Below are 22,349 nucleotides of genomic sequence, written 5' to 3' on the forward strand. Positions count from 1 at the left end.
CGCCGTCCTAGTATTCCTAACCTTCTTTGAAATCGTAATCCTTTTTTGGGCATTTGTAAAAACAGATTGAACATTGTGGTTTTATATATTGTATCTTAAGTATGGATGAAATATATTCATTAGATTCCCGGAAGGGGTGGAATTGTGGAAATACTAGAGGACTTCATTTTTTTGAAAATAATAGAAGGTTGTAGTTGCAAACTCTACATTTTGTGGAGATTTATAAAACCCATTTGGGAAACCGGTCCATAATAAGTACGAATAAACTGAGTAAATAATCCCATTCCCCATGGGTTGCGAAATAAATATGGAAATCATTTTATGTAATTTGAATCATGTTAGCCACAATATTATCCATTTATCCAGTACACCATATATAGAACTAATAGTAAAATGCCCAAAAAAATTGCCCAATTATCGGTTGATTTTGAGTTTCTGACTGCATCTTGGGACATAAGCAAAATTATTGAGTGAATAAGATAACAAATTATTAGAAAGAATAATAATCCAAAATATTGAAGGCTTGAAATTAGTTCCTTATTGGAATAGAGTATTTCAGTAACATTAAAAATTGTAAGCCATCCTACTAATAATAAGATGAATAATGAATATGCATTTCTTAAAAAAATACTTGTTAGGCGGTTTAACTGCAGCAAAATTGAAGAATGAAAAAATCCAATACAAAACTGGAAAAACAAAATAAACCCAAATTTTAGAGCGAAATTCCGCTCCGTAATTTCCATGATGTATGATAATTCAAAATTTTTGAAAACAGATGGTATGGCTAAATATACGTTTAGAATTGTAATGATTGATGCAGTTAAATTTATCAATCCTATTAAAAGTCTCCCCATAATTGAGTCTAATTAATTCAATTGATTTTTAATTCCAAAATAATATTATTTATTCGACACTTAATATTTGTAAATATAGTTTTTTTATATAGTTTTTTTACTATCAACTAACTAAGTTTCATTTCAGGTAAAATTAGCATCATTTAACCCCCCACCTAGGTGTAATTTGCAATTACACCTTTCTATCCACCTTATTGAAATTTAGTAAGCCATTCTAAAATGGCCATTTGCAATGGCCAACTAAAGTCGATGCTAGATATGAGATAGGAAGCAGATAAAATATTTTCCAGATTCTTGCAAGGGCAGTAATAAGGATAAACCGGGCAGCTTATTTTTATTTAATTGCCGGCAACCAATCTAGTGGTCCCAAAGCTAAAACACTTGACCTACACCTCAAATTCAAACCAAGGAAAAGCTCAATTAATGGCTATTTATCCTTTCTACTTAATTAAATTGTACTTTACGGTGATATTTTTTAAAAGTATTTCAGTATATTACCTGAGGCATTTAATGAGAGAAAAAGCAGATCCATGAAATTTGATAAGTCTTATTTAGTTTTACTATTTACATTTTTAAATATTTTCCTATTTGTACAAAATACCAGTGGCAAAATTTTTGAAACTACTTTTCGGTGGAAGCCTGAAAATGGGAAAAATGGATGTGATGCAACAGTAAACTTAAAGCTCAATTATTATTTAAAAAATGACAGGCCATGGGTCAATATTTCTTATACCATTGAAAAAGGGAATACCGTTTATTTCGAAGGAAAACAATATGCAAGGCAGCAAATAGGAGAAGAGGCCTACAATGCGATTAGGGTGCAACACCCAAGATTTGTGGTAGACCTTTATGACGGCAGTAGTTTTATTACATCAATAGGCTTCGATAGTAAAGGAAATATGACCTATGGAGGAGATTGGCTAAACATATTCGAGGGTCATATACATGCAGAACACACCAAGCGAAATCTTCCAAGTGGAGAGAGAGCTAAAGAGATTTTTTTAAGCAATGCGTTTTCTATTAAAAATATGCGCCTCACTTATATCGATGCAGTAAATTTCCATTTGGTTAAAATGTATGCTTTAGGTGAAAATGATAGGAATGATAAAAGTGCATCAGCTACTCCAAGTACTGACTCCGACCAACCGGTAAGCAACAATAATGGCTACGAAACTTCTCAATCAAATTCCTCAAGCTACCAAAGTAGCACAAGTGCAGCCAATTCACATTACCAAAACGCCTTAGAAAGACAACAAGTTTATACCCAAAATTTAGAAGCTGCAGCTACTCAAATAGTTAATGTGGGTTTAAGTATTGCCAACGATATTCAACAAGCTAGGATTAGGAATGTAAATAATAAAAATGAAAACATAAGGGAATATCTTGAGGAAATAATCCCTTTAGACAAGGACTGCGAAGCCTTGTATACCACAGATTATTCAGCCTTTCTTGTAAAGGAAAAAACATTACGAAGTTATGAAAACTTAGCCATTGATAATTTAAACTGGCTTATTGAAAAGGAAGGTGACGCAAGGTATAAAAATTTAAAATCAGAAATTTTTTCCAACCAAGTAAATAGACTAAGGAAAATATTAGCGTACAATACCGCACAGCTATTAAAAAATGAGAAGGAACTTGAAAATATGGAGCTAATCAATGAGTTTTATTATGCTAATTTAAATGAACTGGTTGATTTCGCAGGAGATTTGTCTACAGATTTGGGCTATCATAATAATAATGTTCATGGATCAACAGGATATGGATTGTTCAAGTTTTGGAGAAATTTTGTTGACGAAGAGAAGAGTGAAAGAGCTCGAAAAATGTTAGCCGCTAATGAAACAAATAAATTTTTAGATCCTTTTTATGAAATATTTTTTTACGTAAGGCAAAATTATGTCAGCGACTATTATGACAAGAAAGCCATTGATTTATTTAAAGCAGCCAATGATCAAACCAAAAAGTTATTGCTAAAGGGTGTGCTTTTTGGAAGAAACTATGTTAAAGATTTAGCTTGGGATCAATTGTACATAAAAGATGACAGACTATTGAAGTTGTTTTTGGAAAATACAAACGAAAAAATATATTATTATGAAATTGAATTTAATGGAACCAAAGGGAAAGAAAAAATGCCTTTGTATAAATTCTTAAATTCAAAATATGGATTTAAAAATTCAGCGTCTAATGCACTTGTAAAAGATAAGTTAAAAAGAGATAAAAAATTAACCGGAAAAAATCCGGATGATTTTGTTGAAGAACAATTGGCAAAAGAAAAAAAAGCCGCTCTTATTGAAAATGAAAAAATAGAAATTCAAAAATTGATTTCGCAATCTCAAGTTCTGTCTGAAAGCGGGGATTTTGACAAAGCCCTATCGCTTATTCAAAAAGCTAGAGTGGATTTCCCTAACAACTATGATTTAATAATATCTGAAGCACATATTTATAATAAACTCAATAATAATGACCGTTTTTTAGAACTACTTAAAGAAGGGGAAAAGTCAGCTAACGCAAACGATGTATTGTTTTTTAATATTGGCGTACTTGAACAAGCCAATGAAAATTATGATGAAGCAGAAAACTATTATTTAAAAGCAATTGAGATTAATCCTGAAAATGTGGATGCTTATTATAATTTAGGAATTGTGTACAGTAAACAAGCAACCTTACTTAAAAACGACATCAATAATTTCATAGATCAACCTGAAAAATATGACGAAATCTTCCTAGAGATCATAGAAATTTTCAGGAAGTCAATTTCAAACTATAAGCATGCAGTAAAGTTACAGGAATACGATTTTGATACATTATTTGAGATGGGATTCACCTGTACTGCACAAGCAAATGAAATCGGAAAGCAGGCCAATAAAAAATTAGAATACCCAAAAAAATTCGGCTGGCTTTATTTGAAGAGGATGGAAATGTACAATCATTCATTGTTCTTTTTTAAAAAAGCGCAACAATTGGATGATACAGATGAGGACTTAAATAAAAACATTATAATCCTTCAAAAAGTTGTTGATGATTTTAATGAGAAGCGTAAGAAAAAAAGCTAGGCTATCTTGAGGAATTTAGGCTCGCAGTTATCCTCACCTAGGTATAATTTGCAATTACACCTTTCTATCAAAAGCTGATAGCTTTATGTAAATCATTTGATACGACCTTTAGTAATGGTTTGCTATTAATCTGTTCTCAAAGGTATAGTCTACCGGCAGCTGAGCGGAGCCAAGCCCCAGGTTAACGTATTCGTTTTACCTACCCCTTCAGCTCCGCTCAGGGTCGGTAATTCTATCGCAGTAAACATTAAAAAATCACCTTACAAACGACCCTATCAAACCTTTACTGCCTTAGGTTTGAATTTAAGAAAAACAAGGCGGCCCAATAAAATCCAAGGGAAGCCATGCATTAAAAAATCTCCCCAATCGATTAATTGCATGCCATGGGCACCTCCTGCAATCCATTTGAGCTTGCCCCAAATATGCGGCTCTGGAAAAAAGGGGGCCAATCCCAACCAGGCACACATAATCCCTACCAAAAGCCAATTATTAATAGGGTTATTAGTTGTTTTGACTTCTTTATTGACCATTTTATAGTATTTCGTTTTTGATGTAATCATTAACCACCAAGCAGGACCCGCAGCTAAGCTTTATTTTTCTGTACAAAGGTAGAAGGGTTACCTCATTAAAGTGGTGACAATTGTTACAGTAAGTAATTCCCAAGGGCCAAGCAAACCTTATCTTAGAAGCTGTTACTTCTTTTGGTTTTTTTACTTTGACTAACTGCTTGATTTATATGAGGGTACATCAATTACAGGATTGGCTCCAATTTCACTCAGCCACTGATGGACTTCGCTCAGCTGCCGCAGCTGGGTGTGATTTGCAATTACACCTTAATATTAATCAAAAATGTACTTTAAAAACATTCTGTACCGGCCATTTGTAATGGCTTCAAATGCTCTCTCAGAAAAATATCCAAGACATTTTCTATATTTAACAGTCCTTGATTTTAGATTATTTTACTATCCCTTTAAGCCAGGTTTCAGCCAATGCTGGCCAGGATTCTCCGGCAGGGTTGCCATCCCTTAGTCCATACCCATGTCCGCCTTTGGGTAGTAAGTGCAAGGAAACAGGTACTTTGTTGTCTCGCAATGCGGTTGCCATCACTAGCGCACTGTTGGCATGCGTGTCATCAGCTGTTGCAAAAAGAAACATTGGAGGAGTGTTTTCGTCTACTTTCAATTCAGGGGTTAGGCTTCTGTTTTCTCCTTTGTCCAAGTAGGCAGGGTAGATCAACATGGCAAAATTAGGCTTTGATGACACTTTATCCTTGGCATCTTGAGGTGTATAGGTTTCCTCATCGTACCTTGTGCCTGCTCGTGCGGCCAAACTTCCACCTGCAGAAAAACCAATTACACCAATTTTGTTCGGGTCTAATTTCCAGTCACTTGCCCCACTTCTAACTATGCGTATGGCACGCTGTATATCATTCAAAGCGCCATCTTGTTTTTGCGGTACTCGGTATTCCAGTACAAAGGCAGTGTAACCCAAGGTATTCAACCATTCGGCCACTTCATATCCTTCCTTATCGATGGCCAAGATTTTATAACCTCCTCCAGGACAAACAATAACGGCTGCTCCATTATTCACATTTTCATCTGGTAAGAATACCTTTAAGGTAGGGTCGGTGACATCCGTTAACCGGGTAACTCCACCACTATTGTTGTCTGTGACGACTGCAGGCTGTTTGGCGGCCGTCTCTCCTGGTACTTTGCCAGGCCAAATGTGAATTAGCCCATCTTTTTGCGCGTGCGCCACGAAAACAAGAGAGAAAAATAAGGAACAAATTGTAAACAATACCTTTATTGGCTGCAGTTGTATTTTCATGGGGTGCTTAGGTTCTTGACTTTTAAGATCAATTCAATATTAAAAATGGTTTGTTTGTAAATTCCCGACATAAATTATGATAAGGAAGAAAACGAGGCTTGAATATACCCTAAAAAAAATATTCTACCAATAGCTAATCATAGCAATGGTAGAGGGTGGGTATCCAAAAAATAATAGTTGTAATTCTTAAATCCTGAGTTAAACCCGGATTATGTAATAGAAGGTCTATGGCATATTTCGGGTTAAAAATTAACTGAAAAGAGGGAGTGTAATTTTTAAAACGTTCATTTAAATCAGCTTTGAGTTGTTCTGCTTCAGGGTAACTTTCATTAAAAATTCGATCTAAAATAAATATAGACCTAACCAATAGCCTGCCTGTTAGAACTACCTATTAGGAATTTACTCCTCCATCTTTAGTTCATTCTTAAGCACTTTGATGGTCAGGACATTATTGTCGGAAGAGATTATTTGCCATTCCTCTACCGTTTCTCCACCCCAGAAAGTACCTTGAATATTTAGAATGTCACCGTCTTTGGTCCAGCTGCCTTCAAAATCACTTGTGACAATAGGAGGAGTGCCACAAAAGCCGCTGTTGGCACGGTGAATAAAAGTGCCATCACCAAGAAAACGATAGCCATAAGTGTTGTCCTGCAATTTATTTACTTTTTCCAAAGTCATCCCAGTTTCATTATAGGAGACATTGCTCCATGAGCCAACAGGCAAAGGACCTGTGTCGGAAGCAGAAAGTAGAGGATCTTCCACACAGGAAACAATAAAAATTAGGGCTATAAGTAGTAGTGTAAATGGGTTTTTCATGGCTTTTATCTTTCGTTTTACCCAAGACGTAAAGAAAATTGGTTTTGTTGAGGTTAGATTTAAACCCCCCCATTTTTTTAAGTTTTAATGCTTTGAGAGGGGGAACATTTTGGTTTTATGGGTATTAAAGGATACCGTGTTTCAATTGGTTAATAAAATTAGCGGAGAGAATTAGACAATCGCTCCTCTAATGATCCAAGCTGAATTGGTATATTGTCTTTGAACTAGCAGTGAAACCCGTTGAGGTATTGAGGGTGGAAATAAAACTATTCTTTTAATAGACTAAAACTAATGCATTTACTAAAGAATATCATGGGGATGGGACTATTGATTTTATCGATAGGCTTCCAAACTGTTACCGCACAGCAAATCAATAATGGAGATAGGCCTAATATTATTTTTATCATGGCCGATGATTTGGGATATGGTGATTTAGGTGCTTATGGTCAGGAATTGATCCAAACACCAAATATAGATGCCTTGGCCAATGAGGGCATGATGTTTAGTCAAGCTTATGCTGGTGGGCCAGTTTGTACTTCCTCCAGATCTGTACTTATGACCGGTTTACACAATGGGCATACAGTGGCCAGAGACAATGTGCCTCATTATCCCACTTATTTAAATGAGGGAGATGTCACCTTGGCTCAAGTGTTAAAGGAGGCAGGATATAGAACAGGAGGAGTAGGAAAGTGGTCTTTGGGGGATGCCCAAACGGAAGGCCGGGCCACCAATATGGGTTTTGATACCTGGACAGGATATTTAAATCAGGACCATGCCCATTATTATTACCCCAGTTACCTGGATCATGACGAAAGAAAGATTCTATTGCCGGATAATCCCATCCTAAGAAACAATTACAGCCATGATGTTCTCACGAATGCCACTTTAAACTTTATCCGTGAAAATAGTAAGAACCCTTTCTTTTTCTATTCTGCTTATACCCTTCCTCATTTTTCGGCCCTCGAAGAAGATGAACACGGTGTTACGGTCCCTTCCACCTATCCTTATACGGACAAAGACTGGCCCGAAGCAGCTAAAAAATATGCAGCCATGATTTACCGTCTCGATAAAGATGTGGGCAAAATCGTTAAACTCATAGATGAGTTGGGGATTAGAGAAAATACCCTAATTATTTTCACCTCAGACAATGGAGGACATAGCAATACATGGAAAGGATTCAAAACCAATGGACAATTAAAAGGGTACAAGCGGGACATGTACGAGGGAGGAATAAGGGTTCCTTTTATCGCCTCATGGCCAGGCGTCATTCCTGCAGGTCAACAATCTGATGCGCTGATAGGCTTTCAGGACATGTTGCCCACCTTTGCCGGTTTGGCCAATGCGCCTATACCTGAAAATATCGATGGTATCTCTGTAGTTGATGCCTTGAAAGGGAAAGTCCTTACTGAAAATAACCGTGTGCTCTACTGGGATTTTGGACATACCCGACAAAGGTATGATCAGGCTGTTAGGATTGGAAATTGGAAAGGAATCAGAAGAGGGAAGGGCCAAGCAATAGAAATCTATGACCTAGCTAGGGATATTTCCGAACAACATAACCTGGCCAATGATCATCCTGAACTGGTGAAAAAAATCGATAGGCTAATGGAGACGATGGTGATTCCTTCCCCAAGGTATCCTGTGGGAGAGGTATACAAAGGAGGGCCGATCTGGAAAAAAGACTGGTAAAAGGACGCAATAATTTCAAGTGAAAAGAAAGTATTTTTCCGTACATTTTCGGACACAATTCTGTACGGAACCGTAGCAAGAAAAGCATCTTTAATGTATTAAGGGCCTTGAATTGATGTTCAAGGCCTTATTTGGTTTTTGGCACTTAATTGGTCTTTATTCTTTTCAAAGATTCAATTTTATCCATGAGAATATTTACCGGAATGATACTTTGGGCCATTTTGTTGGTGCTTTGCTGGCCCCTTGCCATAATTGTTTTATTGCTCTACCCGCTAATTTGGTTGATATTATTGCCTTTCCGTTTGCTTGGATTTGGGGTAACCCTCACCCTTTCTATGATATTTGCCTTATTTATGTTGCCTTTTACTCTTTTACGCTGATGTAGCTCCTTTGCTTGAAAGGAGTAAGCCGATGTAGGTGATAGCCGCATTTACGAGTAATATTTCAAAGCCAAATTGAAAACCATTGAACCAGTCGGCGGAATTCCAGTCGAGTATAAAAGAGAGGAAAGGGCTTAAAAGACAAATATAAGGGACAAACTTGTCTCTAACGGCCATTTTATTGCTCAGTCCAAAGGCAAATAGGCCAAGCAAAGGACCATAGGTAAATCCTGCAGCTTTAAATACCGCACTTACCACACTTCTGTCATTCACCTCATTGAATACCACAATGGTTAAAAACACCAGGAAAGTAAAGCCAATATGTATCCATCGTCTGGTTTTATCCTGATTGATGTTTTTTCGCTCGGGTAATTTGACTATATCTATGCAGAAAGAGGTAGTCAAGGCTGTCAAAGCGGAGTCAGCACTTGAGAAGGCCGCAGCCGTAATCCCTAGTAAGAAAACTACGCCTGTCAAGGTTCCAAAGTGATTCAGGGCTAAGTAAGGAAATAACTCGTCGGTCGCTTTGGGTATTGCTATGCCGTTTATTTCAGCATAATGGTAAAGCAGTACACCCAAACCCAGAAATAAAAGGTTGGATAAGAAAAAGGTAATGGAGAACCATAAGATATTTTTCTGCGCGTCTTTTTGATTGCGACAGGTTAGGTTCTTCTGCATGATGTTTTGGTCCAGCCCATTCATCGCAATGGTAATGAAAATACCTCCTGCAAACATTTTAAAGAAATTCTGACTTGTATTGCCTTCCCAAACGAAAATGGAAGAAAGGTCGCTTTTATTAACTATAGCAAGCAATTCACCACCACTCACTCCAAGTTGATTTCCGATTACCACTATGGTAATAAGGACGGCCAAAAGCAAAAAAAGGGTTTGCAATGTGTCTGTCCATACGATGGTTTTGATACCGCTTTTGTAAGTATAGAGCCAGATCAAGACCATGGTGGTCAGTATAGAACCGTAAAAAGGAATGCCAAAGGCATCGAAAAATGCTATTTGTAGAACAGTAGCGGCAAGAAAAAGCCTAAACGAAGCACCAATGGTTTGAGAAATAAGAAAAATGCTTGCACCGGAAACATAGGCCTTGGGTCCAAACCTGGTTTTCAGGTATTCATAAATAGAAATTAAATGCAACTTGTAAAACAGTGGTATTAGCACCAGTCCAATAACAGCGTAGCCCACCATATTGCCCATCACAAATTGCAGATAGGCCCAATGGGTATTGCCTACTTCTCCGGGAACTGATATAAAAGTAACCCCTGATAAGGCGGCTCCTACCATGCCAAATGCCACTAAAAACCAGGGTGATTCTCTGTTTCCTGTATAAAAAGTTTGGCTGTCAGATTTCAGTGATGTGAGGTAACTAATCAATAACAATAGTGCAAAATAGATGGCGATCACACCAAAAACGAGCAATGGACTCATGGTTCTCTTTTTAAAATAGAATTTTTATACCCAATGATAGGCATTTTCTTTAAATCATTTTAATGAGAAGCCACAAAAGTGGTATCTTTCAACCGAAATTGATTAGTTTGAAAGTATGACCGATAATACTAAGAGTACCAGAAATGCTTTAGGGAGTAGTAGCCTAAACTATTCTTTACTTGATTTAGCAAAAAGGGGAGTGCTCACTTTGCTGTTGCTAACCCTTAATTATATTTCCCTCTTTGCGCAAGCACCACCATTTTTGGATGGGAAATACGATCATTGGGCGGATTCGGTTTTGTCTACATTGACTCCAGAGGAACGCATTGCGCAGTTGATCATGATTCCTGCTTACTCCAATAAGGACAAGGTGCATGTAGATTCCATTGCAGGATTGGTGGAGAAATATGGCGTGGGAGGAATTATCTTTTTTCAGGGAGGCCCCGTTCGTCAAGCACATATGATCAATCAATTTCAACAACTTTCTAAAGTGCCATTAATGATAAGCCTTGATGGGGAGTGGGGGCTGAAAATGAGGTTAGACAGCACTGTGCGTTTCCCTTATCAGATGGCTTTAGGTGGAGTAGATGACGAAAAGCTTATTTATGATATGGGCGCAGAGGTGGCAAGGCAAGCCAAAAGGGCTGGGATTAATGTGAATTTTGCACCAGTAGTGGATGTGAATAACAATGCCAATAATCCAGTGATTGGTTTTCGCTCCTTTGGTGAGGAAAAAGAAAATGTGACCAGCAAATCCCTGGCCTATATGAAAGGCATGCAGGACAATGGAGTTCTGGCTTCTGCCAAGCATTTTCCCGGTCATGGAGATACCAATGTTGATTCGCATTATGGGCTTCCAGTGCTTAACTTTTCTAAAAGACGCCTAAAAGATTTAGAATTGTATCCTTTTCAAAAATTGATGGACCAGGGATTGGGAAGTATAATGGTCGCCCATATGGAGATACCGGTTCTTGATAGTGCAGAAAACAGTCCTTCCAGTTTGTCCAAACCCATCGTTACAGACTTATTGAAAAATGAGATGGGCTATAAGGGGCTTATTTTCACTGATGCTCTTAATATGCAGGCTGTGGCAAAATATTACCCTCCGGGGAAAGTGGATGCCAAAGCATTGGTAGCAGGCAATGACATGTTGTTAAATACCATGAACGTTCCTGCCGCAATTACAGAAATAAAAGCAGCGCTTGGACGAGGGGAAATTAGTCAGGAAGAAATAGACAAAAGAGTGCTCAAAGTTTTAAAAGCCAAAGCATGGCTTGGTCTGGATAAGTGGGAACCGGTTGAAACGGAGCATTTAATCGCAGATTTAAACAATTCAGAAGCCAATTTTTTAGCTGAGAAGTTAACAAAGGCTTCACTAACCCTGCTTCGTAACGAGGAGAATGTGTTACCCCTCAAGGGGCTAGGAAAAACAAAGATTGCAAGCTTGTCCATAGGGGCAAACCAAAGGACTGAATTTCAGCATTACCTTGATAGGTACAGTCCTATGGATCATTTTATTTTTCCTAAAGAGGGAAGTATAGAAGATATAAATGCATTGAATGAAAGCCTTTCTAATCATCAGGTGATTCTGGTAGGAATCCATGGTTTGGGAATTAGAGAAGGGAGAAATGATTTTGGCATCAGTCCTGAGATGGTGACTTTACTGAGATCCCTTATTGAAAAGCATACGGTGATTGTTAGTGTTTTTGGTAATGTTTATAGTTTGGGGAAAATTCAAGGCTTGGAGAATGCAGCTGGAGTCATAGCCGCCTACCAGGAAACTCCCTTGACCCAAGACCTTACAGCGCAAATGATCTTTGGAGGGATTGGTGCAAGCGGGAAATTGCCTGTGACCATAAACCATGCCTTTAACAGAGGGGACGGATTGAAACTTGAAGGAGGAATAAGAATGGCTTATACCTTGCCGGAAGGGGTGGGCATGGCTTCTATGGATTTAGATGGAATAGATTCCATGATGCGGATGGCCATCAAAATGAAGGCCATTCCTGGAGGTCAGGTGTTAATGGCAAAGGATGGCAAAGTATTTTACCACAAAGCTTTTGGTTACCATACCTATGATTCTTTACAAGAGGTAAGGGTGGATGATATGTATGACCTGGCATCCATTACCAAAATCAGCACCTCTTTGGCAGCTTTTATGCATTTAAAAGGAGAGGGCAAGTTTGATGAAAACCAGACATTGGGCCATTACTTGAAAGCAGCCAGAGGGACCAATAAGGAGAATTTGGTCTACCGGGATATTTTAACCCACCAGGCAAGGCTGCGTTCATGGATTCCTTTTTGGATGTCCACGGTTAGAAAAAGCGGGAAGTTCAAATGGTATACCATGAAGGTGGATTCTTCCAGACGTTTTCCTATCAAAGTAGCCGATAAGTTGTTTATACATCGCAAATATGACAGGAAAATTTATAAGGAGATACTTTCCTCTCCTCTGAATGCTGAGCCGGGATATGTTTATAGTGACTTGTCATTTATTCTTGCGCCTAAGGTAGTGGAGGAGATTACAGGGGAGGAATTTTATACTTATCTTGAAGAAAACCTTTACAAGCCATTAGGGGCCGGAACACTCACGTTTAATCCTTATTTAAATTTTGAAATGGATCGAATAGTTCCCACAGAATATGATTCTGCATTCCGGAAGCAACTTTTACATGGCACGGTCCATGATGAAGGTGCGGCCATGTTGGGTGGAGTCAGTGGACATGCAGGTTTATTTGGTACTTCCAATGACCTGGCCAAGTTGATGCACCTTTATCTTTACGATGGCTTGTATGCAGGGGAGCAGTTAATTGCCTCAGGCGTGGTGAAGGAATATTCCAAATGCGTGTATTGTGAAGAGGGGAATTACAGAGGAATGGGATTTGACAGACAGAACAAGCCAGGAGATCCTAATGGCAATGCAGCGGCAAGTACCTCTGAGCAAAGTTTTGGCCATTCTGGTTTTACAGGGACATATACCTGGATTGATCCGGAAAATAAAATCGTTTATGTATTCCTCTCAAATAGAGTTCACCCTACAAGGGAAAATAGAAACATCTATAAATTAAATTTACGTACGAATATTATGGAGGAAGTTTACAAGGCGATGAAAAAAGCAAGGTTGAATGAATAATCTATAAAACTTTCCCAAAAGAAAAGTTAGACGATCAATACCAATGGTTTGTGAAAGAGCCACCAATAATAAATGGCAATGGACCAAGCTACAGTTTAATCAATACTGTCCTTCTAGGATTTTGGCTTTAAGTTTTTTTACTTTATCCAGTGTTAGTGGTTTTACAATATAATCACTGACATAATGGTATTTTTTGGCTTTGTCCATTTCTTCTTGATTAATGGAAGAAGAAATCACGAAGATTTTTATGGGATGATCGTAGGAAACACTGCCAATTTTATCCAATAGTTCCCAGCCATTCATCAAGGGCATATTGATATCCGTAAGGATTACGTCTGGCAAAGGCCTGTTTGTTGTGATTCTGTGATGAAAATCTTCCCATGCCTCTTCTCCGTTTGAAAAAAATAGAGCTTGATTGGTAAACGAAGTTATTTCCATTATTTTTTTTGTACCAAAATTATATAGTGGATCATCATCTACTATAAAAGTAAGCCCTATTTTACACATAAAAATGATTTTTTTTCTCGGAACATTCGTAAAAGACTTAGGTTTATCAATCACAAAACCTTTTGCCAATGCTCAAATACACAAAGGCATTTGTAGAAAGTTAAACAATTGTATCAAAGTAAATTACAGTTTAGGTTAAATTCCAAAGGTTTTATTATCTCTATAGGCCTAGTCTTATACTCTGATAATTGCAATACTAATTCTACGGTCTTAATTAAGTTAAATGTAAATGATTTAATTTAAATTATACTCTTCTTATTTAGAAAATTCTAATATATGACACTTTTTAAGGTCTTGGTTCAATATTTTAATTCCATTAATATGTGCCATTTATGCTAAAAACCAATATTGGTTAGTCTATATTTCAACTTAATTTGGTGTCAAGCACCCTTTTTTATTATTTTTCTTTTACTTTACGGTTAGAAAGAGGAATCACTTAAACCCTAAAGCTCGCTATGAAACGTTTATTTTCAATTGCAGTAGTGTTATTGTTAGTTGCTGGCTGCCAGCCTAAAGAAATTAAAGAAACCAAAGAAGAACCCAAAGAGATGAAAGAAACTGTAAGCGCTGACAAGCCTTTGTTAAGACATGTGGTCTTATTTTCCTTTAAAGAGGAAGCAAGTCCATCAGATATTAAGGGAGTTGAGGACGCTTTTATTGCCCTACAGGGAAAAATCCCAGAGATTAAAGATTTTGAGTGGGGAACGAACAATAGTCCCGAAGGGCTTAACAAGGGTTTGACGCATTGCTTTTTTGTTACTTTTGAAAGTGAAGAAGATAGAGAAATTTATTTGCCTCACCCTGCACACAAAGCCTTTGTGGAGGTTTTAAGTCCTCATTTAGAGGATGTGACCGTAGTGGATTATTGGACCAAGTAAAACTTAAAAAAAGCCTTTCTTTATGAAAGGCTTTTTTTATTACCTAGGAGTGATTTTAGACGGGGATCAATGCTTGTGAGGGAGTGTTTTTTCCTCCATGCTTACATCCTTTCCTTTACGTATTTGCATGCGATAGTAAACCAATACTTCTTCAGCACCAGCATTTAGAACAGCTTCTTGGGCTTCCTTTGCTATTGCCATCAATTTAGTTTCAGGACCTTCCATGACAGTCTCAAATGGTGTGACTTCGTAAGGCACCCCTGAAGCGGCAATGACTGCAATGGCTTTGTCCACCAATTGATAGCTGTCAAGTGTTTTACTTTTTGGTACGATTTGAATACCCAGATTAATGTTCTTCATCTTCTTATTTATTATAAAAGTTCATGGTTTTTTCTAGGCCAATAGTGCTGAAAGCTGTGATCACTTCGATGGCTTTGTCCATATAGATAGGTAAGGTGTCAATTTCTTCTTGTGACCATTTTCCCAATACATAATCTATCTGTCTTCCTTTTGGGAAATCGTCACCAATTCCAAACCTAAGTCGAGAATAATTCTGCCCTCCTGTCAGTTCTTCAATGTTCTTCAATCCGTTATGGCCAGCACTTGAGCCTTTGGGCTTCAACCGAAGTTTACCAAATGGAAGTGCTAAATCGTCGACCACCACAAGCACATTCTCTTTTGGAATTTTTAAAGCTTTCATCCAGTAGTTAACAGCTTTTCCACTTAGGTTCATATAAGTGGTAGGTTTGATCAAATGGATTTGACGGCCTTTGTGTTTTAGCAGACAGGTGAAGGCTAGCCGATCACTTTCCCAGCTTAGTTTATTTTCATCAGCCAGTCTGTCTAATATTAGAAAGCCAACATTATGTCGGGTCAATTCGTACTCTGGGCCAATATTTCCTAACCCTACTACAAGGTATTTCATGCGTTTGGTTTGACTTTTTCAGGTGTTAACTTGGGGAATAATTAACTTGCTTAATCCCCATCTTTCTCTTTATACTACTCTCTTAACAAAGTGTTATAAAGTATATAACAGGCTCTTTAGTTGAAATTCAGTTTTTTAAATCATTGGAATAGGAAGACATAAATCTAAGATTGATGAGCCATCTTACTTTTTAGCAAATATGCCAAGCTTACCCCAAGGTCCTATTCTTGGCTAAAATAGCTTAAAATGGGTATGGAAATAGAGATAGGAACATTGAAAACTTATTTTAACCCGGATTATGTAATAGGATTTCTCCGCCCTGACAATGTCAGGGGTGAAGCTTGTCCCGTGTTTACGGGAAGTGTTGCAATCGCAAGAAAATCAGGCTGTTTGGAGATTTTAGCATAGCACCGCTATGGTGAAATTGAAAACAGCAACGATTGGGTATTTTGAAGCGATTTCAGCACGTAATAGATTGTCTATTGCATATTTCGGGTTTAAAAGCATTTTATTTTCAAGCGAATATAAAAAAATCCTGTTCCGTGAAAAACAGAACAGGATTATAATTTTATTTTAAGATGTCAGAAATCAATTTTCTGTCTCTTCTTCACCTTTTTTGCCTCTCAATGCTCTAGGGATACCAATGGTAGCGATAGTTACATTTGGACTGTTAAGTAATTCAAATTTCTCAACACTCAAATCAGCTACTTTTACAGATTTACCCAATTCAAGAGTAGAAATATCAAAAGGAATTTCATCAGGAAGATCATTTGCCAATCCTTTTACCAAAAGGGTTCTGGTTTTGATCTCAAGTTTACCACCTTTGATAATACCTGGAGAAGAACCATAAGGTCTAACAGGGATTTCCATTTTAATGGCTTTTTCATCACTGAATGCTAAAAAATCAGCATGAAGCAATACTTCACTTACTGGGTGAAATTGTGCTTCTCTAAGGATGGCTTTAATAATAGTACCTTCGATATTAAGATCCACCATGTGAACTTCTGGTGTGTAAATCAAGTCCCTGAATAGAATTGCAGGAGAAGTGAAGTGAATTTGTTCTTTGATGCCTGGTCCGTAAACTACACAAGGAACATTTCCTTCGTCACGGATTGCGTCAAGAGATCTTCTGTCGAGATTTGCTCTTTTAAACCCTATAATCTCAATTGATTTCATAATTAATGTTTAGTTATAATAATATTGAATGCTTAAATAAATAGCGAACTTATAGAAGTATTTCCGGTAACTGCATGAATCGCTTTGGCAAATAGATGCGCTACTGTTAATACTTTTATTTTAGAAGATTCCTGACTAGCTGGAATGGTATCAGTAATGACCAATTCAGAAAGAACTGAGTTCTCAATGTTTTCATAAGCCTTACCAGACAATACTCCGTGGGTAGCAATGGCTCTAACTGATGAAGCGCCTTTGTCCATTATGATTTGGGCGGCTTTGCACATAGTGCCCGCAGTATCTACCAAGTCATCAATCATCACTACGTCTTTCCCTTCTACATCTCCTATCAACTGCATAGAAGCTACTTCATTGGCTCTTTTTCTGTGCTTATCACATACGACCATGTCTACTTCAAAATGCTTGGCATAAGCCCTGGTTCTCCCTACTCCTCCTACATCTGGCGAAGCGAAAATCAGGTTTCCTAAATCCAGACTTTTCAAATAGGGCACAAAGATAGCTGATCCATTCAAATGATCCAAAGGAATATCAAAGAATCCCTGAATTTGACCAGCATGCAGGTCACAGGTCATTATTCTATCAGCTCCTGCTGAGGTGATCATATTGGCAATAAGTTTGGCAGCTATGCTAACCCTAGGTCTGTCTTTGCGATCTTGCCTTGCATACCCGAAATAGGGGATAACAGCGCATACTTTGTAAGCACTGGCTCTTTTTGCCGCATCTATCATTAAACATAGCTCCAATAAATTGTCGGCTGAGGGGTTCGTAGATTGTACCAAAAAGACATTGCAACCTCTAATTGATTCGTTGTAACTTGGGGACATTTCTCCATCGCTAAATTTTGCTAAAGTTAAGTCTCCAAGTGCCTGACCATAAGCTTTGGCAATACTTTGCGCCAAGAGTGGCGTGTTCGAACCTGAGAAAATTTTGGTCTCCGGCATGATATTATTTTTTTAGGTGGTTTTTGTTCAAAGGAAAAACAAATGTAAGAAAAAAAATACGGTTACCTTTTCTTGGTAAAAATAAAACAAAGGTATTTTATTTTTACCAATCCACCTATGAGACCAATTTAGGCTATTATAATTTCAATGAATCAATGTTTTTTAATAAATAATTAATTTCTTCCTGAATTTTTAAACCTAAATCAACCAGTTGTTCCTCCTGCTTTTGTTTATCAATATTTTCAGTAAGCTGCAAAAGAATAAAAAATCCTGAAGTGCTGGCCGAGTTTTTTAATTTCTGGCTGGCCTCTACTATTTTTTCTGCATCCCTTTTGTCAATGGCCTTGTCCAGAATTGCCTTGTTTTCTTCAAGATTTACATGGGCCACCTTTAAAAGCTCCCTGCCTATTTCCTTATCTCCATCAAACAAATCTAACAGATGGGTTTTGTCAAAATGCTCTGGTTTGTAGGTAAATTTATTTATTGACTCATTTTCATGTTGTGGAGCTTCTGTGTTTCGAGTCTTCAGCAGATTTACAATTCTTTTTGTTAGTTGACCCTGAACCAGTGGTTTACTGATATAATCATTCATGCCAGACTCTATGCATCTTTCTCTTTCACCTTTTACAGTACCTGCTGTCAAAGCAATGATAGGGATGTCTCTACCATGATCAATGGTTCTAATGGCTTTGGCTGTTTCGTAACCATTCATTATTGGCATCTGAATGTCCATAAGGATAAGATCAGGATTATTGCTGATCACATATTCGTAAGCCATTAAGCCGTTTTCTGCCTCTGTTATTTTTATGCGAGGGCTTATTTTTGATAAAATTATCTTCGATAACTTCATGTTGACCGGATTGTCCTCGGCTATTAAGACGCTGAAATCCTGGTTCAATAGGAAGTCGTTCGACTCTGGGATATCTTGAGTTATTGTTTTTCCTTCAGTTTCTGAGCTATTCAACTTACTAAATATTTGAACCATTTGATGGTTTTTAATTGGCTTAATCAATCTGTGTTTGACATTAAAAGAAGCAAGCTGCTTTAGGTCAAGGTCATTGTCACTGGAACTGGAAAGTAAAACAATTGGCACTTTAGCGATGGTTTCATTTTTTAAAGTACGTATCTTCCCTATTGTCTCCATACCATTTAAGAACGGCATCCTCAAGTCCATTAATATTAAATCTAGAGGCCATTCTTTTTCTAAAATGCTGAGACCTTCCAAGCCATTGCTAGCTTCCAAACACTGTATGTTTTTTACTTCTAGGATTTCTTTAACCAAATACCTATTTGTTTGGTTATCATCAACTACCAATACTTTCTTTAGTCCATAGTTTTCAGGGTGTTTTTCTTCTTCACCCTGCTCTGCTTTAAGGTGAATATCAAAATAAAAAAGACTGCCTTTATTCTGGTCACTTTTGAGTTCAAGTTCACTTCCCATTAAGTTTAACAACTTATTGGATATGGTTAGCCCTAGTCCAGTACCTCCAAATTTCCTGGTAGTACTTGCATCCTCCTGAGAAAAAGCATCAAAGATTTTATGTTGTTTATCTGGGGAGATGCCAATGCCAGTATCCCTTACAGAAAACCTAAATTTCATAGGTGAATTGGTTTGAATCTCCTTATCAAGGATTTCCACTTTTAACTCAACTTCTCCTTTTACAGTAAATTTTATTGCATTCGTTAATAAATTTACCAACACTTGACGAAGCCGGACATCATCTCCGTAGATAAATCTTGGTAGATGTGGAGAAAGATTCAAAATTAACTCTAAGCCTTTGGAATGAGCTTGGTAATTGATAATGTCTGTTACTTGCGTACCTAGTTCAAAAATATCAACCTTATCGATGGACAATTCCATTTTCCCAGCTTCAATTTTTGAGAAGTCCAGTATGTCATTTATTAAGTCTAGCAAAGAATGTGCAGAATGGTAAACTGTCTTCATGTATTGAAGTTGGGTTTCAGACAGTGGTGTTTTCATTAATAAGTCTGAAAATCCTATAACTCCGTTTAGCGGCGTTCTAATTTCGTGACTCATATTGGCCAAAAAGTCGGATTTAGCCTTATTAGCATTTTCCGCACTTTCTTTAGCTTCATTGAGCTGCGTATCAAATTCTTTCCTTGCACTTATGTCTTGATAAGTACCGTACATAAGGGTAGGATTTCCCTCATGGTCCCAGGAAAAAACTTTACCAACTTCTAAAACCCACACCCAGTGTCCATCCTTGTGTTTTAATCTTATTTCACTCTGGTAAAAATCGGTTTTTTTAGTAAAATGCTTATTTAGACCATTCTCTTTTTCTTTTAAATCATCAGGGTGGCACAATTTTTCCCAGTCTTTTTGAAAAAGGATGGTTTGCTCATCAATGGTATAACCAATGATTTCCCAAAACCTTTGGTTGACTAGGATTTGGTTCGTTTGCATGTTCCATTCCCATGTTCCCGTATTGGTGCTTGAAATAATGGCATTGAGCCGCTTCCCATTTTCCAATAAAGCCATTTCGGCCTTTTTTCTTTCGCTAATGTCATTGGTGATGCCGACCATACCAATTATTTCATCATTTTCTGTTTTTAGAGGTAATTTAGAGATTAAGCAATACCTTTTATTTCCATTTTTTTGGACTTGAACGACTTCCTTATTAATGATGGACCGGCCTTTTTTTATCACCATTTCATCTTCAGTTCTAGACTCTCTGGCCGTTACAGAGTTAAATAATTCTTCATCTTTTTTCCCTAAAACTTCTGATTCATCTTCAAGACCTAGATATTCCAGCTCTTTTTTATTGATGAGCGTTTTTTCAAATTCGATGTTTTTGGTGTAAATGTTTATTGGAATATTGTCTATGATGGTTCTTAAAAGTGACCTCTCCTTATTGATTGAAACAGCGGCGGATTCCAATTCCTGATGTGCCTTAAGTGCTTGAGAGATGTCTATACCATTACATAGTACAAAAGACTTACCAAATAATGGTTCGAACAATACATTGTTTATTTGAAATGTAACGACATTACCTAACTTAGAAGTGAGTCTGACGATTCCATTGAATGCTTTATTCGTTTTTATTTTAACTAAATAGTCAAGATAGTTGTCTTGATTTTGGGCCAAGTCTGACATATTCATCGTCAAAAGCTCCTCAACTGTGTATTCTAATATCCTGACTCCTGACTTATTAATGTGCAAAATATTTCCCTCTAAGTCGTGCTTTACCATTAACCCTTGGGTGTTCTCGAAGAAATCCCGGTATTCTTTTATGTTGTCTTGAGCCTTTATCTCTTCGCTTTTTTGATGACTTATATTGTTAACAATACAGATCACTTCATTTTCTGAAGTAGACAATTTTTCAAAACTAACCTCAAACCATTCTACTTTACCATTGATTTCAAGGCTGTATTCCTTTTGTTGGATTTTTTCGGTTTCTATAGCATATTTAAATAGTTTCTCAAACAAAACCTTTGTTTCTGGAGGAAAGTCTAAGTCACTTATTTTCCTGTTAATAAATACATTAGGGGAAAATTTTAAATATTCGTCTTTTGCTGTGAAATAGTCCGTAATAGCAAAGTTTCTATCGATTAAGAAAACAATGTCCCCGACGTTTTTAAGTGCGTTTCCTGTTTTTTTGGTGAAGAAGTTAAGGTCGTGATTTTTTAAACTTAATTCAATTCTTTTTTGAACCTCCCCTGACAATACCCTCAGGGTTTTTATTTGGTTGATCTGAAGTTTACGAGGTTTAAAGTCCATTACACACAATGAACCTATAGGGAATCCATTTTCGGAGAGAATTGGAAAGCCTTGATAGAATGCAATAGGTTTACCTTCAAATTCAAGTTTACCACCAGAATAATTATCCTCTTTCGAAAAGTCTTCAATTTCTGAAACCCCGGTTTTTATGAGGAAATGAAAGCCTTCATTATCCTTGCGTAATAATTCACTTTTTGATAACCCTATTTTCGATTTAAACCAAATCCTATTTTTGTCTAGAATCGTCACCAATGCAATTGGTGTTTGACATGTATCCGCAACTAATTCGGTTACATCATCAAAATTTATATCAGGCATACTGCCCAATGTTTGAATAGCATTTACAGCTTTCAACCAATTTGCGTCCCTTTCTGGATCTTTGTAATCGGAAATACTCATTAGGGGTAATTCATTCTATTAAAGGGTGATTTTAAAGAAAATTACAAGTATTTCCTAAGAAAAGCCCTTGTAATTTTTATGTTGTCCGCGTGGAAAAGTCCATCATAATATTCGATAATCAAAATAAATCATTTATATAGCATTTTTCATTATGTGAAAGTTGGAATTTTAAAATTAAAGGGCTGCTTATAATTTAAGGTAGAGTGGCTTAATAAATTTTTATTTCGAAAACATGGTTAAACACTATTAATCGGTGATGTAATTGATTTTAAGATCGATATATTTAAAAATTTTATTTATATGCGTTTATAATTTTATGTCTTGAAGAATACTGATTAAAAAGCAAGTTGGTCAAATTACATTCCTATCTTATTGTATCGATTAACTTCATCAAAATTCCCCCAGTTTAATCTTAGTAGGATACATTTTCTTTATCCTGATTTTGTTAAGTGGATTTGATCTGATTAGGGCTTGTTATCGGAGGTAAATAATTTTAACGGTAATAATTGCTTGTAGACCTCGAATAAAAATAACATGTAAATGGTAACTTTGGTGAGTCGTTTAATTAAATAAACTA

Annotated in this window: 15 protein-coding genes; 5 read left to right on the plus strand and 10 right to left on the minus strand. The window is 37.0% G+C overall.

The features are described from left to right. Positions 1-1,753: 1,753 nt before the first annotated feature. Positions 1,754-3,904, plus strand: coding sequence for a tetratricopeptide repeat protein (locus tag CA2015_RS14655; RefSeq protein ID WP_169786484.1), 2,151 nt, complete (start codon positions 1,754-1,756; stop codon positions 3,902-3,904). Between the two features lie 275 nt (positions 3,905-4,179). On the opposite strand, the gene CA2015_RS14660 is transcribed toward CA2015_RS14655, so the two are convergent. The 3 genes from CA2015_RS14660 to CA2015_RS14670 all read right to left on the minus strand — a co-directional run bounded on the left by CA2015_RS14660 (position 4,180) and on the right by CA2015_RS14670 (position 6,547). After that, entirely contained in the window at positions 4,180-4,434 is a 255-nt protein-coding gene (locus CA2015_RS14660; protein ID WP_048642575.1) for a hypothetical protein, read from the minus strand. A 424-nt stretch (positions 4,435-4,858) separates the two neighbouring features. Continuing rightward, entirely contained in the window at positions 4,859-5,731 is an 873-nt protein-coding gene (locus CA2015_RS14665) for an alpha/beta hydrolase (protein ID WP_048642576.1), read from the minus strand. 399 nt (positions 5,732-6,130) lie between these two features. Next, positions 6,131-6,547 carry a hypothetical protein gene (locus CA2015_RS14670; protein ID WP_048642577.1) on the minus strand — a complete coding sequence of 139 codons (417 nt, stop codon included), beginning with the start codon at positions 6,545-6,547 and terminating at the stop codon, positions 6,131-6,133. A 291-nt stretch (positions 6,548-6,838) separates the two neighbouring features. Between CA2015_RS14670 and CA2015_RS14675 the strand changes: the two genes are divergently transcribed. Continuing rightward, positions 6,839-8,236 carry an arylsulfatase gene (locus CA2015_RS14675; RefSeq protein ID WP_048642578.1) on the plus strand — a complete coding sequence of 466 codons (1,398 nt, stop codon included), beginning with the start codon at positions 6,839-6,841 and terminating at the stop codon, positions 8,234-8,236. Between the two features lie 371 nt (positions 8,237-8,607). On the opposite strand, the gene CA2015_RS14685 is transcribed toward CA2015_RS14675, so the two are convergent. Further along, positions 8,608-10,056 (minus strand): sodium:solute symporter, encoded by a 1,449-nt coding sequence (locus CA2015_RS14685; RefSeq protein WP_048642580.1) that lies wholly within the window; start codon positions 10,054-10,056, stop codon positions 8,608-8,610. 115 nt (positions 10,057-10,171) lie between these two features. Between CA2015_RS14685 and CA2015_RS14690 the strand changes: the two genes are divergently transcribed. Further along, entirely contained in the window at positions 10,172-13,189 is a 3,018-nt protein-coding gene (locus CA2015_RS14690) for a glycoside hydrolase family 3 N-terminal domain-containing protein (RefSeq protein WP_053086689.1), read from the plus strand. Between the two features lie 99 nt (positions 13,190-13,288). Here the strand turns inward: CA2015_RS14690 and CA2015_RS14695 are convergent, their stop codons facing one another. Continuing rightward, the gene (locus CA2015_RS14695; RefSeq protein WP_048644542.1) at positions 13,289-13,696 is read right to left on the minus strand and encodes a response regulator; all 408 of its coding nucleotides are present in this window, start codon (positions 13,694-13,696) and stop codon (positions 13,289-13,291) included. Between the two features lie 455 nt (positions 13,697-14,151). Here CA2015_RS14695 and CA2015_RS14700 point away from each other — a divergent pair, with 455 nt between their 5' ends. Next, positions 14,152-14,574, plus strand: a complete 423-nt coding sequence (locus CA2015_RS14700; RefSeq protein ID WP_048642581.1) for a Dabb family protein — start codon at positions 14,152-14,154, stop codon at positions 14,572-14,574. A gap of 66 nt (positions 14,575-14,640) precedes the next feature. Here CA2015_RS14700 and CA2015_RS14705 read toward each other — a convergent pair whose 3' ends face one another. Continuing rightward, entirely contained in the window at positions 14,641-14,934 is a 294-nt protein-coding gene (locus CA2015_RS14705) for a thiamine-binding protein (RefSeq protein ID WP_048642582.1), read from the minus strand. Between the two features lie 4 nt (positions 14,935-14,938). Then, positions 14,939-15,499 (minus strand): aminoacyl-tRNA hydrolase, encoded by a 561-nt coding sequence (gene pth / locus CA2015_RS14710; RefSeq protein WP_048642583.1) that lies wholly within the window; start codon positions 15,497-15,499, stop codon positions 14,939-14,941. Positions 15,500-15,751: 252 nt separating this feature from the next. Here pth and CA2015_RS24865 point away from each other — a divergent pair, with 252 nt between their 5' ends. Next, positions 15,752-15,907, plus strand: a complete 156-nt coding sequence (locus CA2015_RS24865) for a hypothetical protein (RefSeq protein ID WP_157470487.1) — start codon at positions 15,752-15,754, stop codon at positions 15,905-15,907. Positions 15,908-16,087: 180 nt separating this feature from the next. Here CA2015_RS24865 and CA2015_RS14715 read toward each other — a convergent pair whose 3' ends face one another. The 3 genes from CA2015_RS14715 to CA2015_RS14725 all read right to left on the minus strand — a co-directional run bounded on the left by CA2015_RS14715 (position 16,088) and on the right by CA2015_RS14725 (position 21,772). Next, positions 16,088-16,675, minus strand: coding sequence for a 50S ribosomal protein L25/general stress protein Ctc (locus CA2015_RS14715; protein ID WP_048642584.1), 588 nt, complete (start codon positions 16,673-16,675; stop codon positions 16,088-16,090). A gap of 32 nt (positions 16,676-16,707) precedes the next feature. After that, positions 16,708-17,634 (minus strand): ribose-phosphate pyrophosphokinase, encoded by a 927-nt coding sequence (locus CA2015_RS14720; protein ID WP_048642585.1) that lies wholly within the window; start codon positions 17,632-17,634, stop codon positions 16,708-16,710. A 136-nt stretch (positions 17,635-17,770) separates the two neighbouring features. Next, complete coding sequence (locus CA2015_RS14725; RefSeq protein WP_048642586.1) at positions 17,771-21,772, minus strand: PAS domain-containing hybrid sensor histidine kinase/response regulator; 4,002 nt, start codon at positions 21,770-21,772, stop codon at positions 17,771-17,773. Positions 21,773-22,349: the final 577 nt, after the last annotated feature.

This window comes from Cyclobacterium amurskyense (genome assembly GCF_001050135.1).
GTDB lineage: Bacteria > Bacteroidota > Bacteroidia > Cytophagales > Cyclobacteriaceae > Cyclobacterium > Cyclobacterium amurskyense.